The 16,021-nt window shown below is 46.2% G+C and carries 9 protein-coding genes; 4 read left to right on the top strand and 5 right to left on the bottom strand.

The features are described 5' to 3' along the window. The first annotated feature begins 174 nt into the window (after positions 1-174). From H6H02_RS15830 to H6H02_RS15820, 3 genes are all read left to right on the top strand, one after another. Entirely contained in the window at positions 175-5,865 is a 5,691-nt protein-coding gene (locus H6H02_RS15830) for an alpha-2-macroglobulin (RefSeq protein WP_190819443.1), read from the top strand. Between the two features lie 335 nt (positions 5,866-6,200). Next, entirely contained in the window at positions 6,201-6,908 is a 708-nt protein-coding gene (locus H6H02_RS15825; RefSeq protein ID WP_190819388.1) for a hypothetical protein, read from the top strand. 267 nt (positions 6,909-7,175) lie between these two features. Next, positions 7,176-10,184: an EAL domain-containing protein gene (locus H6H02_RS15820; protein ID WP_190819386.1), complete on the top strand. Its 3,009-nt coding sequence runs from the start codon at positions 7,176-7,178 to the stop codon at positions 10,182-10,184. A 55-nt stretch (positions 10,185-10,239) separates the two neighbouring features. Here H6H02_RS15820 and H6H02_RS15815 read toward each other — a convergent pair whose 3' ends face one another. The 5 genes from H6H02_RS15815 to H6H02_RS15795 all read right to left on the bottom strand — a co-directional run bounded on the left by H6H02_RS15815 (position 10,240) and on the right by H6H02_RS15795 (position 14,896). Beyond that, positions 10,240-11,415, bottom strand: a complete 1,176-nt coding sequence (locus H6H02_RS15815; RefSeq protein WP_190819384.1) for a patatin-like phospholipase family protein — start codon at positions 11,413-11,415, stop codon at positions 10,240-10,242. A gap of 93 nt (positions 11,416-11,508) precedes the next feature. Then, positions 11,509-11,880 carry a dihydroneopterin aldolase gene (gene folB / locus H6H02_RS15810; protein WP_190819382.1) on the bottom strand — a complete coding sequence of 124 codons (372 nt, stop codon included), beginning with the start codon at positions 11,878-11,880 and terminating at the stop codon, positions 11,509-11,511. 30 nt (positions 11,881-11,910) lie between these two features. Next, positions 11,911-12,831, bottom strand: a complete 921-nt coding sequence (locus H6H02_RS15805) for a bestrophin family ion channel (RefSeq protein ID WP_190819381.1) — start codon at positions 12,829-12,831, stop codon at positions 11,911-11,913. Between the two features lie 57 nt (positions 12,832-12,888). Continuing rightward, positions 12,889-13,269: a group 1 truncated hemoglobin gene (locus H6H02_RS15800; protein WP_199329226.1), complete on the bottom strand. Its 381-nt coding sequence runs from the start codon at positions 13,267-13,269 to the stop codon at positions 12,889-12,891. A 325-nt stretch (positions 13,270-13,594) separates the two neighbouring features. Further along, entirely contained in the window at positions 13,595-14,896 is a 1,302-nt protein-coding gene (locus H6H02_RS15795) for a glutamate-5-semialdehyde dehydrogenase (RefSeq protein WP_190819376.1), read from the bottom strand. Positions 14,897-15,155: 259 nt separating this feature from the next. Between H6H02_RS15795 and H6H02_RS15790 the strand changes: the two genes are divergently transcribed. Continuing rightward, positions 15,156-15,836, top strand: a complete 681-nt coding sequence (locus H6H02_RS15790) for a hypothetical protein (RefSeq protein ID WP_190819374.1) — start codon at positions 15,156-15,158, stop codon at positions 15,834-15,836. Positions 15,837-16,021 lie beyond the last annotated feature (185 nt).

The following is a 16,021-nucleotide window of genomic DNA, read 5'->3' as shown; positions in this document are numbered from 1 at the left end:
GTTAGTGGGTCATGTAGGGATAACTCTTGTGGTTTACCCTCCGATGAATTACCTGCAATGAGGGAAAAAGTTATGCCAGTTTCAATTCCTGATACAGATTCGCTTTCTTCCCTTCTTGCACAGGATAGTACAGATAAATCCTTTCAACAGATAGGCACAATCGTGAGAATTTGGATGCGGTTTCTGGTTGTCGTAGCATTCGTACTGGGGATAGCCGGATGTGGCGTGATTAATCTCTCTGGAAATGAACCACTTCCAGCAGTTCCCTCTCTAGCGACGCCGCAACTACCGGACTGGATTGAGGAAATTAGCCCGACTGGTGAGGTTGAACCTTTAGCGCAGATCCGCATCCGATTTAAAGATGCTTTAATTCCTGTTGAGAGTCTTGATAGCCCCGATCAACAGCAAAAGCTGAAACAGTTTGAGATTTTGCCGCCGCTACCAGGGCAATTTCGATTTTTGACGCCGCGAATGGTGGGATTTCAAGCCGATAAAGCATTGCCGAAAGCAACGCGAGTCAGAGTCACTCTGAAAGCTGGTTTGGCGGATCTAAAAAATCATCGTCTGGATAAAGATTTAGCGTGGACTTTCAATACCGAACCGATTAAACTAACTAATTTACCGACTACTAATCCTGAAAATCCTGATAATCAAGCGATCGCTCTAAAGCCAACTCTAAAATTTAACTCAAATGTAGAACTGGATATCGCTTCAGTCCAAGAGCATTTGAAGCTAGTTCCGGAAGGAAAACAGAAGGATATACGGCTGAAAGTTGACTTAGAAAAAAAAGAGACACCCTCAGAGAATGAACAGCCACAGGAGAAACTTGACCATTCAACCCGCAACTGGACATATAATTTAGTACCGCAGCAGACTTTAGAAAAAGCGACTCGTTACCGCTTAGAATTTTCTCCGGGTTTGCTTCCTACTCGGGGGAATCTGCCCAGCGAGATATCTTATGTTAGTCAGCTAGCTACTTATTCACCTTTGAAATTACTGATAATTAAATATTACGGAGTACCCGATGCCGGAGGGACTTATGGTCGGTTTGTGAAAGGAAGCCCTCAACTGCAATTTAATAACGGGCTTGACGCAGATTCAGCGATTGAGAATATTACTGTAACTCCTGCGCCAAAAGAAGCTATTAAACTGGTTCAAGTTCCTGATGGAGAAAGTCTTGTTAATCTCAATCCTTGGGCATTAGAACCTGCCACTACTTATACAATTACTGTCGGTAAAAAACTCAAGGATAAGTTTGGGCAAACATTGGAGAAGCCAGTTACGCTGAAATACGAAACGGGCGATGTAGCTGGAGATATTTGGGTACCATCCAATCTAAATATTTTCCCATCGGGTAACGATTTGAATTTGAATATTTCTACTGTAAACTTACCGGAATCGAAATATAAAGCGGCTTATCGGGTATTGCAGCCGACAGATTTAGTTTATGTAGATTCCGCTTATCCCAGAGGTGATGGAAACGATTTATTACCGAATCCCAGTTCTTGGCAAAGTGTCAAGGTATCGGGTAAGAAAAATCAATTAGTTGATGCGACTGTTCCCATCCGGGAAAAACTGGGTACTGCTACGGGAATGTTAGCTTATGGGGTTCAGGCGCGAACTAATCGTTATGAAGAAAATGGTAAGCAACAATGGCGCGAACCGACGACTTATGGAATGGTCGAATTGACTAATTTAGGAGTGTTTGCACAGTGGTTCCCTGATTCGGGATTGATTCGCGTGCATCACCTCTCAGATGGTTCTCCCGTAGCATCTGCACCTGTCGAGATTTATGAATCAAAATTGGAGGCAAAATCTCGTCCTCAACCTGTACCTTGTGCATCAGGGAAAACGGATGAAGCGGGGACATTACTGTTGCGTCGTGAGGATATGCAGCAATGCACAAAATCTAATTCTGGATTTGAACAAGGGCCTAAGTTGCTCGTAATTGCTCGCGAAAATCAAGATTGGGCATTTGTCCGCACGGAAGAATATAGCGGTGCTTATGGCTATGGTGTTGATGCTGGATGGGATGATGAGAAGCCAGTATCGCGGGGGGTTATCTTCTCGGATAGACAGCTTTACCAGCCAGGGGAAAAAGCATCGTTTACGGGTTTTGCCTACTACTTACAAAATGGAAATATCCAGCAGGACAAAAATTCTAGTTATAAAGTCACTCTCTTAAATCCAGATGGTCAAAAAACGGATTTAGGTACTCAAACAACCAATGAATTTGGAAGTTTTTCTCTAGAAGTGCCGTTTAAGGCTAATCAACCGCTTGGCTATTATTCGATTCAAGCGAAAGGCAAAAGTGGTGTAGAAGTTTTGGGTGACTTTCGCGTTGCCGAGTTTAAACCGCCTAATTTTAAGGTTGAGCTAAATCTAGATAAAGAATTTGCTCTAAAAGACCAGCAAGTTGAAGCGAAATCCACTAGCAATTATCTGTTTGGTGCGCCTGTGGAAGGCGGGAAGGCTCAATATTACGTCACGCGATCGCAAGCTGATTTTAAACCGAAAGGGTGGGAGCAATTTTCTTTTGGGCGACAGTGGTTTTGGCCTGAGGAGAGTCCGACTGTTGCCAGCGATGTGTTGCAATCCAATCAGGTATTAGATGGTAGTGGGAAGAGCAGCCAAATTGTCAAGATAGCCAAGGATTTGCCTTACCCGATGACGTATCGGGTAGATGTGCAAGTCGCGGATGTGTCGAATTTGTCAGTATCGGATTCTAAGACGTTTACGGTATTGCCCAGCGATCGCTTAATCGGGTTACAATCCAATTTCGTTGCGGATGCTGGTAAAGAGTTTCCCGTCCAAGTTATCGTTACCGATCCTACCGGCAAGGTGATGGAAGGACAACGGGTGCGCGTGGAACTGCAACAGATGAAATATAGCAGCGTCACGCGGGTGGTAGAAGGCAGTAATACCGCTAAAAATCAGGTCGAATATAAGACAGTTGCACAGACAGAAGTAAAATCTGGAACCAGTCCTCAATCTGTCTCTCTCACACCTCCAGAATCGGGTTCTTACCGGATTCGAGCAAACTTTGCAAACACTAAGGATGAAGTTACCGCAACCGATTTGCAGATTTGGGCGACTGGTGGCAATGCGGTAAGTTGGGGAGAAAGCGATCGCGATCGCTTGGAAGTCAAACTCGACAAAGACACCTATAAACCGGGTGAAACGGCTACCGCTTTAATTCAATCTCCTTATCCGGAAGCCGAGTTATATTTTGCCGTTGTCCGCGACAAACCCCTGTACAAGACAATTACCAAAGTCAAAGGGGGTGCGCCGCAGATTCAATTCCAAGTAACGCCGGAAATGCTGCCTAATGCCGCAGTAGAGGCGGTATTAGTTCGCCAAGGCGTTCCCCTAAGTCAAGTGGAACCCGGAAGCTTGGAAAACTTGGTGCGGATTGGGTTTGCTCCTTTTAAAACCAACTTGGATGATAAGTATTTGAAAGTCCAAGTTACCCCAATTCAAACGCAACTAGAACCGGGTGTTCCAGAAACCGTACAACTAGAACTGAAGGATGCACAAGGCAACCCAGCACAAGGACAGTTTACCGTCATGGCGGTAAATGAAGCGGTGCTGCAACTCAGCGGTTATCGTCCGCCGGATTTGGTGCAGACTGTTTATGCAGAGCAGCCGATTTCAACTCGATTTAGCGATAATCGTCCAAATGTGGTGGTGCAACCAACCTCAATGACGAAACCGAAAGGTTGGGGTTATGGCGGGGGACAATCAGCAGGAGCAGCGAATACCCGCACCCGCAAGGATTTCCAAGCTTTAGCTTACTACAACGGCTCTGTTCTCACAGACGCAACAGGGAAGGCAGAGGTGACATTTAAGTTACCCGATGACTTAACAACGTGGCGGGTGATGGCAGTTGCTACCGATGGGAATTTGCACTTTGGTAACGGCGAGGCGACATTTATCACCACGAAACCGTTGCTGTCTAACCCTATATTGCCGCAGTTTGCACGTCCGGGCGATCGCTTGGAAGCTGGCTTATCGGTGACAAACAATACCCAGCAAGCAGGAAATCTGGCAATTAATGGTGTGGCGAACGGTTCGCTTCAGTTTGCAGAGAATAAACCTGCCAATCTGCAAACCAAAGCAGAATCTGGTACTCGTGCTTATCGCTTTCCCATCGTGGCGGGAAGTGCGGGTAAATCTCAGGTGAAGTTTATCACTCAGTTGAATGGAACCGCTGATGCCTTTGAAGTGCCTTTGGAGGTGAAAGCGCTAGAGATTACCGAACAAGTCGTTGAAAGCGGTACAACTACGAATCAGGTGAAGATTCCCCTAAATGTGGATAAAAAGGTTGTCCCTGATGCGGGAGGTTTGGAGATTTCCCTTGCCAGTACGCTGATACCGGAAATTACCGCACCAGCGCGTCAAGTATTGCAGGATGAGCAATTGCCATTCTTGGAACCGGCGGCGAGTCAATTAGCGATCGCATCCAGCTTGCAAACGCTTTCTCAAAAATACGGTCAAACCTTTGCACAATTCAACCCGACTCAACAAGCGAACCAATCTCTAGAACACCTGCAAAAACTCCAGCAACCGGATGGTGGATTCGCTGCTTGGCCTGGTCAACAGAAGTCCGATCCGTTAGTATCTCCTTACGCAGCTCAAGCTTTGGCAAGAGCCTCGAAAGCGGGACTGACGGTGGAACCGAGAATGGTGTCTCGCTTGACGACTTACTTGAAGAAAATTCTTGCAGATCCCGGTCAATATGATTTTTGTAAGCAGCCACTCTGCAAGAATCAGGTGCGACTAGAAGCACTGTCTGCGTTGGCGGAACTGGGAGAAAAGCGCAATGACTTTCTTGCAGACATCTACGCACAGCGCAGTCAATTCGATCCGGTTACGCAGATTAAGCTGGCGCGTTACCTGTCTCAGTTCCCAGAGTGGCAAGAAGAATCTCAAACTCTAGCGAAGCAATTCCAGCAGAATATTTATCAAACGGGTCGCACTGCTACGGTAAATTTACCCCAAGGTTTATCTTGGCTCAACTCGTCAACAACAGCGCAAGCTCAAGCTTTGCGCCTTGCGATCGCGCAAAAGACTAACCCAGAAATCCTGGATCGGTTGTTGCAAAGTCTCCTGACACTGCGACGAAACGGCACTTGGCAGAATACCTATGACAACGCTCAAGCACTCACTGCTTTAGTGGAATATAGTCAGACACAGCCAACTCCGCCTAACTTTGGCGCAACAGTGAAACTGGCTGGCAAAAAATTGACAGCGGCGCAATTTAAAGGATACGCCAACCCCAGCCAGGATCTTAAGGTGCCGATGACCCAGTTACCACGCGATCGCCACGATCTGATTGTGCAAAAATCGGGTCAAGGTACGCTGCACTACTTGGTTGCCTATCGCTACCGCTTACAGGGAAATCAACCGGGAAGATTTAACGGCTTACGGGTAACGCGAGAAATCCGTCCTGCCAATGAAGAAAAGGTGTTGCGAAAGCTCAGCCTTTACGCTTCTGATGAGCCGTTGACGGTGAAAAGCGGTCAGGTGTTTGATATTGGTTTGGAGATTATTACCGATCGTCCGGTAAATCGTGTGGTCATTACCGATCCGCTCCCAGCCGGGTTTGAGGCAGTCGATGCGAGTTTCCAAACTTCTACGGCTGCATTACAGGCAAAAGAAGATAACTTTGGCTTCAAGACGATTTATCGCGATCGCATTGTTGCATATAGCGATCGCTTGGAAGCCGGGGTCTACTCCCTGCACTACCTCGTCCGTTCCGTGACTCCAGGCACCTTCCTTTGGCCTGGTGCAGAAGCCCATCTACAGTATGCCCCAGAAGAGTTTGGACGCTCGGCTTCTTCTACTTTAAAAGTGTCAGATTAGAGTAGTTCGGAAATTGACATTATGTTCTCTCTCCTCACTCTTATCTAAATCCGGCTGATTACCCAAAATACTCTGGAACCCCACCTTGCGATCGCCTGCGGCTGGCTCCGGCTCCCCTCCTCGCTTGCGGGGAGGGGTTGGGGCTGGGGTTCCAAGACACTCTCTAAGCCAGATTTTGCCTACTTTTGCCTTTTGTATAGCTTTTGCTTTTTAACTTTTGCTCGTTTGCCGATTACTTTTGCCGCGATCGCCCTTTCTTTGCAAAGATTAGATTGTTATGCCACAACGGCAGTTATGGCGATATCAAGACTAAGTAAATTCATAAGGGAAGCAGCATGGCTGGAAAAACAATAAATAATAATGCCAGTGGTTTTCTGGTTGTCCTCTTGCCACTGGCGTTTGCGATCGCCTTCCTGTTTGTAGCATGGCCTGTAGTGCTGGCACTGGGGTTGGTGGGCATCTGTTTAAAGCTTTGGCAAAACTATCAATGGCAAAAGTGGAGCCAGCAAGTCAATCCTTTTTTCCATCAGCTAATTCAGGAAACCCAAGGGCGCGTTACAGCACTCGACTTGTCAATGAAAGCAAATCTCTCTGGAGCGGCAGCGCAGCGGTACTTAGATACAAAAGCCCAAGAATTTGGGGCACGCGCCCTTGACTATCAAGACAAAGGCAAAGTGTATTACTTTATTACTGCGAACACTTTAGGTAGCATCTTTGACGATAGCGAACCTTCTAGTCAATCTTATGTCAATGATGCTCCAGAAGCTGTGGCACCTGCCCGCAAAGAGCAGCAACCACAGGAATCAGCGGATGACGAGGAGTTTGAGGAACCTGAAAACGAACCCACTGACGAACAGAGGGCTTCTAAAGCGCTGATCCAATCCGAACTTGCAAGGCGGCTGGATGTTCATTCCAGTACCATTTACAAACGCAGAAGTGAGCCATACTTCGCAGATTGGAGCCAGGGCCGAGATCCAGAAGGAATATCCTGGAGATTTGAACCCGACAATATGCTATTTTTCCCCATCGAAACCGAATCTTAAAAGGAAAGCTGAACCAGCATCAAGGTAAAAGGCAAATTTTCTGGAAAAAGGATTCAGTTTGGAAGCACAAAAAGGCAAGGGACGATTCCCTTGCCTTTTGCTGTTTGTAGGGTATCTGCTTGCCTACAACACGGTTATCCCTCCCCGGAGGATTGAGAAGCATTAAGAAATTAAAATGATCCTTAAAAAAAAGGCAAAATAAGAAAACAAAGGTTAATAAAACGGGTTTGCATCCTACTGTGTCCAACCTGTCGAAAGCATTTATGAATGATCGAACCAAAATGGTCTGCTAATCAAGCAGTTAAGCTGGATACGAATTATTACCCTCGTATCATTAATAAGAAGATAAGCTTAGTGCCGCGTCAGATTAGCTCAAAACAATCCGAAGCACTACGAATCATCGCTCGTCAGGTTGCGGCTCAACAAGAATTACGCCGTGGTTTGAACCGTTTGACCCATGCCCCTCAACCGCACCCACGAGGGGACAAACAGCCGGAGCGCTTTTTTACGCTCTCAGAGGAGCGCCTGCGCCTACTAGAATCCGTTGTTGTCAATGCGAATGACGCGATTGTAATTACGGAAGCCGAGCCATTGGAAGAACCACTTGGCCCCAGAATTGTCTATGTGAATAATGCCTTTACCAAGATGACCGGCTATCAGCCGGAAGAGGTAATCGGCAAGACTCCCCGCTTATTGCAAGGATCTAAAACTCAGCGATCGCAACTCGATAAAATTCGTCAAGCTTTGTCACGATGGGAGCCGGTCAGAGTTGAGTTGATTAACTACCGCAAAGACGGTTCCGATTTTTGGGTAGAACTGAATATCTTACCCCTGGCAGATAGTACGGGTTGGTTTACCCATCTGCTAGCGGTGCAACGAGATATTAGCGATCGCAAAGCTGCTGAGTATGAACTAAAATCCCATGCGCGGGCCTCAGCAGCAGTGGCTCAACTGGGGCAAGGGGCGCTCTCTGGCACCAATCTAGATGCGCTGATGCAAGAAGCAGTGAAGCTGGTTGCCCAAACCCTGGAAGTGCCCTATTGCCAGGTTATGGAACTGATGCCGGGAGGCAATGCTTTCTTCATGCGGGCGGGCGTTGGTTGGCAGGAAGGGCTGGTGGGTTCGGCAATCATTGGTGCCCACGATCGTTCTCAGGAAGGATATACCTTGCTGACAGGGAAGCCAGTGATTGTGGAAGACCTCCGGATCGAAACGCGCTTTTCCGGAACGCCGCTGCTGCACAACCATCGTTTAATCGCTGGTATGAGTGTGATTATTCATCGTCAGGGGAACCCGTTCGGTGTTTTGAGCGTTCACACCCCAAACCACCGACGGTTTACGGAAGACGAAGTTCATTTTTTGCAAGCAGTTGCGAATGTCTTGGCAACGGCGAATGAACGTCAGCTAGCGGAAGAGGCGCTGCGGGAAAGCGAAGAGCGCTATGCATTGGCGGTTCGCGGGAGTAATGAGGGGTTGTGGGATTGGAACCTAAAAGCCGAAACCGTCTATTTTTCGCCGCGATGGAAATCGATGTTAGGTTGCCAGGAGGATGAAATTGGCGATAGCCCGGAGGAGTGGTTTAACCGCGTACATCCAGAAGATTTGGAGCGAGTCAAAAGCGCGATCGCTGCCCATGTGGAAGGACTGACTCACCACTTCGAGAAAGAATATCGGATGTTGCATAAAGATAAAACCTACCGATGGATGCTTTGTCGAGGAATGGCGATTCGAGATGCCAATGACAAAGCCTACCGGATGGCAGGATCGCAGACGGATATTACCGACCGCAAAGTGGCTGAGGAACATCTCATCTATGATGCATTTCACGATCCGCTGACAGGTTTGCCGAATCGAGCCTTATTTATGGAGCGACTGTCCCAGGCGATCGCGCGAACCAGAAGACAACCAGAATATCTGTTTGCCGTCTTATTTCTGGATCTCGATCGCTTCAAAGTCGTCAATGATAGCCTCGGTCACGTCATCGGAGACCAACTGCTGATTGCGTTAGCAGAGCGGCTGCAAAGCAGCGTCGCTTCTGGTCTGCAACCCTCTCTGTGTGGCAGCGATACTGTGGCACGGCTTGGGGGCGATGAATTCGTCATCCTCCTAGAGGAAATTCAAGATATCAGTGTCCCCACTGCGATCGCTGAACGCATCCAAAAAGACCTCCGGCAGCCTTTCAACCTAGATAGACACGAGGTTGTCGTGACAGCCAGCATTGGCATTACCTTAAGTGCAATCGAGCAGCAAAGCGCATCAAGCACTTACAAAACTTGTCCCTACCCCGGAGACGTTCTGCGTGACGCAGACATCGCTTTATATCGGGCCAAAGCACTAGGCAAGGCCCGTTACGAAGTGTTTACCACCGCTATGCACACTCATGCGATGGCTCGCTTAGAGTTAGAAAACGATCTCAGACACGCCTTAGCAAGGACTGAGATCAAAGACCGGCTTCCCACAAAAATTGTCAATTCTTCTGGCTACTCTTCACTTAGTCTCTTGGGGAAGGGGAAGCGCCTACAGTCTGCATCTTTGAGTCATTCTTTCCTGCTTCACTATCAGCCCATTGTCTGCTTCATGACTGGCAGAATTACTGGTTTCGAGGCACTGGTGCGCTTGTCCCACCCGTTTCGCGGCTTGGTTTCCCCAATTGACTTTATCCCTATCGCCGAAGAAACAGGGATAATCATCCCCTTAGGCGCTTGGGTTCTGCGCGAAGCCTGCCGTCAGATGCGGCTTTGGCAACAAGAATTTCCTGGCTTAGCGCCATTAACGATGAGTGTTAATCTTTCGGGTAGACAGTTTTCCAAACCCAATTTAGCCGAGCAAATTCAGCAAATTCTCCAAGAGACTGAGTTACCAGCGCCAAGTCTCAAACTGGAAATTACCGAAAGTGTGGTGATGGAAAATGCCGCTGACGCTACGGCTAGTTTAGAGCAACTGAGCAACTCCGGAATTAAACTCAGTATTGATGACTTCGGAACCGGCTATTCCTCTTTGAGCTATTTGCACCGCTTTCCACTCAATACCTTAAAGATAGACCGTTCCTTTGTTAGCCGGATGGATGCAGAAGGCGAAAATTCTGAGATTGTCCAAACAATTATTACACTGGCTCACCATCTGGGATTAGATGTAATCGCAGAAGGTGTAGAAACGGCGACTCAGATGGAACAACTGCGATCGCTACGTTGCGAAGCTGGGCAAGGATTCTTCTTTTCCAAGCCGCTCGATAGCGAATCTGCGAGAGCATTAATCGCCGCAACCCCTCAATGGTAAGACTCTGAAAAAGGCAAAATTAAAAATTAAGATGATTTTTAATCTTCTCAATCTACTAACTATTGATGAAATCCCTCAACGATTTTTGCACTTGTGGTTGGTTGATGTAGACCTTGGCGGCTTCAATTAGATTCATGACATTTGCCGGACTCGCATCATCGATATCGTCACTCAACCGTTTTCCGGTCAACTTGCTATCGAGTTTAAATTGCAAGCGCAAGTAACGATTATCGTCATCAATAACCTGTTTAGCAATGTAACTATTAATATCTGACGAAGCATCAAAAATTACATCAATAATCGGGAGTGCCCACTGAATCGCACCCCATTGTTGGGCACTTTCAAGCGGAATTGCGCGGGTAAGACTTCCCGTACCGAGAGATAAAACCGAAATCTCGTCGGGTTTATAGCCCAACCGAAGGGCTTCAGCGATCGCGCAAGCTGTAGGATTATTTGCCCCAACACCGCCGTCAATCACCGAGTATACGTTGGTAATTCGGTAAGCAGAGGTATTGTTGGGCACTACGTTCCACGGCGCATCCACAATCGCCATCCGAGTCGCCCCTCTGTAACCTAGGATGCTACGAATCTGACCGCGTCCCGTCCCACCAGTGATTTCAATCTGCATTTGATTGTAATCACCATTGTCTTCTGCGGCTTCTTTCCCTAAAGTAATCGAGTTTGTTTCTCCGCTTTGGGCAATCCCTTCTTCCTTTTTATCTAGTCTATAGGCAGGAAAGAAAGTTGGGGCGGAGGCAGAACAGACGCACGCTTCCCATAAGGGAATTTCAGCAAAGATTCTGCGCCAGCTTTTAAAAATAATCGGTTCTCGGTTAATTGTGTCGTAGGCAGTAATTAAGAGTTTTGTTGAAGTGATTTCCGACAGTTTTTTGTATTTAAATTCTTCTTTGAGAGAGTCAATCAAACCTTTATTTGAGTATTTAGGGGCAGAAGGTCCATACTGAAGAAGCAACCCTACCCGTTGCGCCGACCAAAGGTTTCGGTAGGGAAAGATTCGAGTTCCTTTGTTCTGGTACACATCTACGATGTCTTGGGCTGTGCGATCGCTAGCAATCGACGCCGCCAAAATTGACCCGGTAGAGGTTCCTGCGATTAATTGGAAATATTGACTTAAGGGCTGACCGATAATTTTCTCAATCTCTGTCAGCATCGTTGCCGAAATGACGCCCCGGATACCACCACCGTCAAAACTCAAAATGCGAAAAGTCACGCTTTTTTTCTCTCCTAAAGACTGCTCTCAAGTCTAATCGCTAATTGCTAATTTATCCGGGTTCATGGTTTTTTTCCCATTACTCATGACCCATTACCCCTTACCCTTTTGATTCGTTCTCGTGATGTCAATCGTGATTTTGCCACCAAAGTCTGGAATCGGTGCGCCCGGTTTCGTTAACCGCACTTGGACTTGTGACACTTGCTTGAATTCCAAAATGGCATCTGCGATCGCGCTGATTAACTTTTCGACTAGGGCAAACTTAGCGGTTTTCACCAAATGCTTCACTGTCGAAATTACCTGGCGGTAATCTAGAGTGTCTTCTATTGCGTCGCTGATGCCTGCTGGTGCCAAATCTAGCCACAAAGTCAAGTCCACTTCAAACCATTGCCCTAATACCTGCTCTTCTGGTAAGTAGCCAGTGTAGCCATAACAGCGAATTCCTGTTAGCTGAATGCTATCCATTTTCTCAAAAACTTTAATTTCCTTTCTACTTCAAACCTGAGAAGCCAAAACTTCTCCCAAATTCTCCTCTTGTACCTTTGTTAAATCTTCAAGATTCTCAATCATTGTGGTGCAAATCTCATCTAATGGCAAATCATTCGGATTGCGTCCGAAAGGATTTTCAATTTCATTGCCAATTTCTTCAATGCCAAATAAAATAAAGCTAATTATACCGACAACTAGCCCTGTCCACCAGCCGGAACTATCGACAATTTGAAATGGCAGCGCAAACCCATAGATCAGCAACAGTCGCTTTAGGTAAATCGCATAAGCTAAAGGAATGGGTGTTTCTAAAATGCGTTCGCAGCTGGTTAAAGCTTCTACTATTTGATCTAGCAATCCATTCATTGCAGCTAACTGATTGTTATTTAAGTAGTTCCGCTCGTGTTGCTGCTGTAGGTAATCTCCAATCCAAAGTGCAATTTTTAGTGGGGGATTTTTAACATTTTTAAGTTGGATAAATTGGGATGGAGTTACCATTTCTAACTCGTCGTTTAAAGGCTCTTGTCGTAACTGCAACTTAGTCGCGATCGCAAAAGCCCCCAGTAACCGCATTACTGATGCTTTATTCTCTCTATCTATCGGTTCTGCTTCCGGAACCGATACCTGAATTTGCCGCGCTAAATTGCGGACGTTCACCACTAAAACCCCCCAGGATTTGCGCCCTTCCCAGAATCGCTCGTAAGCCGTATTTGTCCGAAAAACTAATAATAAACCTAGGACTAGATTGTAAACAACATTAGTAACCAAATTATCTAAAACATTTCCAGATATCGGCAACTTAAGATAATAGAGGATAGAAATTAAAAAACCAAACCCTCCACACAAAAGAACGCGGGGGAAAATAGTCGGTACGACTGAACCCTGCAACCGTAAAGCCATTGCAAACCAACTTTTTTTCTCGATAGTCATGCTGCTATTTATTAGCTGGACTGAAACAAAAAAAGATTTAACTAATGGCTATTTCCTTTATTCAACAATATCTTGGCGAGTGCTAGCAACGATATCAAATAGCTCTTTTTGCTCTGTCTGAGGAACTTCAAACTTATCCAAACTTTGTTGAAAATCCGCCAAAAAAACCTCCCACTCTTCAGGAGAGATTTTCAGATGAACATGAGAATCGTGCATTGAACGACCCGTATATTGTTGTGGGCCACCTGTCGCCCAGCAAACCATTTCCGTCACAAGATACTTAAAACCTGCTTTTGATACTCGATGATGTGCTTCATCTACGAGAGGATTCGCATTTAATTTTGGGTCAACCATGATTCTGTCAATGAAATCATCGACTACGGCTGCAATATTGTAAACACCGCCCAGACGCTCGTAAAGTGATGGTTGTGAGTTCATAGACATGGCTCCTTTTTTAGTTCAAAGATTCCTGAATTGTCCCTTCCCAATGCCAGAATTAGCGATTACTAGGTAAGCCTCCCAATGTTTTTAAAAACATCAATCCTACTTTAAAACCTACCCCAGCGCTCGTGAATAAAATTTTTCTTGCCTTCTGTCGAAAAAATTCATCCCTGACTTTCCCCGTGCTGGTTTTGGGAGGTGGGAAAATTAAGAAAATTAAGAGAGTTTCTCTGTAAATTTCATAATGGAGATGCTCCCAATGACTGACTTTAGACCTACGAAAACTCTCGCCAGATATTCGTACTACACCTAGATCGAGTTTTTACAAATCTCGATGGGTGAAGGGTTTGGCATCTGCACCGCTGTATGTGGCGGCAATGTGTCCATCGCCAGCAATTTGATATTTGTATGTCACCAGTCCTTCTAAGCCTACAGGCCCGCGAGGAGGCATCATTTGGGTACTGATTCCCACTTCTGCGCCCAATCCGTAGCGGAAGCCATCGGCAAAGCGAGTTGAACAGTTATGAAACACTCCAGCGGCATTGACTTGTGCCAGAAAATTACTGGCAGCAGCAGCATCTTCTGTCACGATGGCATCAGTATGCCGAGAACCGTAGGTATTAATATGGTCAATGGCTTCTGAGAGAGAATCCACAATTTTGATTGAGAGAATCAAATCGCTATATTCTATCGCCCAGTCGGCTTCTGCCGCCTGTGTAATCTTCAGAATTTCGCAGGTGCTTTCATCGCCTCGCAATTCTACTTTTTTTTCTTGCAAAGTATTCGCAACTTGCGGTAAAAATTCCGATGCGATCGCGCGATGCACTAGCAGAGTCTCTAAAGCGTTGCAAGCGGCTGGGTAGTGGGTTTTGGCATCTACAGTAATCGAGATCGCTTTTTGCAGATCCGCTGCTTTGTCCACATAGACGTGACAAATCCCTTCCGCATGACCTAAAACAGGAATGCGAGTATTTTCCTGCACAAAGCGGACAAATGAGTTAGAACCTCTGGGAATAATCAAATCCACATATTGATCTAATTTCAGCAGTTCTAAGGTTTCCTCTCTGGTTGTTAGCAACTGCACCACATCTGGGTTAACTTCAGTCTTCGCTAATCCCTGGCGAATGGCTTTCACCAGTGCTTCACAAGAACGTACCGCTTCCTGTCCGCCTTTGAGGATGACACCGTTGCCAGATTTGATAGCAAGGGTAGAAATTTGCATCACTGCATCGGGACGCGCTTCAAAAATCACTCCCAGGACGCCTAGAGGACAGGTGACGCGCTTGAGGATTAATCCCTCATCGAGTTCCCTGTGAACCTGCACCGCGCCCACGGGATCGGGCAGCCGCCCCACATCTCGCACTCCGGCGATCGCTGTTTTTAGTTTTGTTTCATCTAACTTCAAGCGGGCGTAAAGCGGTTTGGGGATTCCTGCCGCCTCCGCTGCCTTACAATCCGCTGCATTCGCCGCCACAATCTCTGGTGTTGCGGCTTCTAGCGATCGCGCGATCGCTTCAATCGCTTGGTTTTTCGCCTCTGTGGACAGAACTGCCAAGCTTCGCGCTGCTTGACAAGTTTTTTGAGCGATCGCACTTAAGGTCATGGAAGCAATCTGGGAAGTCATGGCTCTGAATCAAACGCCTACGTTCAAGCCAAAGTTTAGCAAAATGTGGCTTCTGTTTAAATTCTAATAGATGGGATGCCTGAGTTTAAATCGGATGAACCTAAGGCTAGAGATAGGTTTGCTACTTTTTAATTGATTTATCAACTAAATTTATTCGCTTTATTTTAGCTAAGTTTAATAAAATCTTAATTGCTGTTGGTAAAATATATAAGTAGTATGAAAATAAAATTTTCAAAAAAATTACAAAATCTAACTTACTATGAATATACATCAAGAAAAACTGTTATTTTCTGCTAGCCCACCCGCAGCTCAACAGTTGCACTCAAGACAACAGTTGCGGCTTTATTTGGCTCAAGAGTACCAAAAAGCGCAGCAGTTACGAGCTGATGGCGCTAAAGAGCGCCAAAAATCACAGCAGTTGCTAGCTAATTTGCCTAAAACCCGTCAAAAATTACAGCAATTGTTGGCTAATAGTGCTGAAAAGTGCCAAAAGTCGCAGCAGTTATGCGCTAATTCAAATAGAAGTGTTCCGGTCGAGCTGTTAGACATTGATTTAGACATTGATTTAGATGAACGCCTTCCCGCGATAGAGTTGCCCTTAGATTCATTAGAGTATTTCGACGCGCTTGTGCAAGCGCAGTCAGACGTAGAGACTCGTCTGCAAATGATAGATCGATTGCAGTTAGACTTAGTAGAAAGTTTGCGATCGCTTGAGAACTCGCTTGAGGAATTGTCACTTGATCTAGGCAAATGTCCGCTAAAAGAAGAGCAGTTGATAGAAAATCAGCAGCTAGATACCTTAGACAGGGATATATCCCAAGAAGCTCCCGATAGACTTGAGGGGGAAAAAATTATCAAAGCCATTGACAAGTTTCTCGCTCAATATTTAAGCGGAGATGGGTCAGGGAATAATGCATCAATCGCCAGCGACACTCTTTGAGTGTCGCTGGCGGCGATGATATTTTTGATTTAGACCGGCACATCTATGAGGGCGTGTTTGTGCCATACCGCTACCAAACCTTAGAACCGCAATATATTCCACCCAACTGAAAAGCGCTATCGGTTCTAAATTTCGGAAATTTTCTTCATCCAACCTGTAGTTTCAAAAGGAGCGAACACTGCAAG

The organism is Coleofasciculus sp. FACHB-1120, assembly GCF_014698845.1.
In the GTDB taxonomy this organism is placed as follows: Bacteria; Cyanobacteriota; Cyanobacteriia; order Cyanobacteriales; family FACHB-T130; genus FACHB-T130.
The sequence above is the reverse complement of the archived record's forward strand: the minus strand, read 5'-3'. Positions and strand labels throughout refer to the sequence as shown.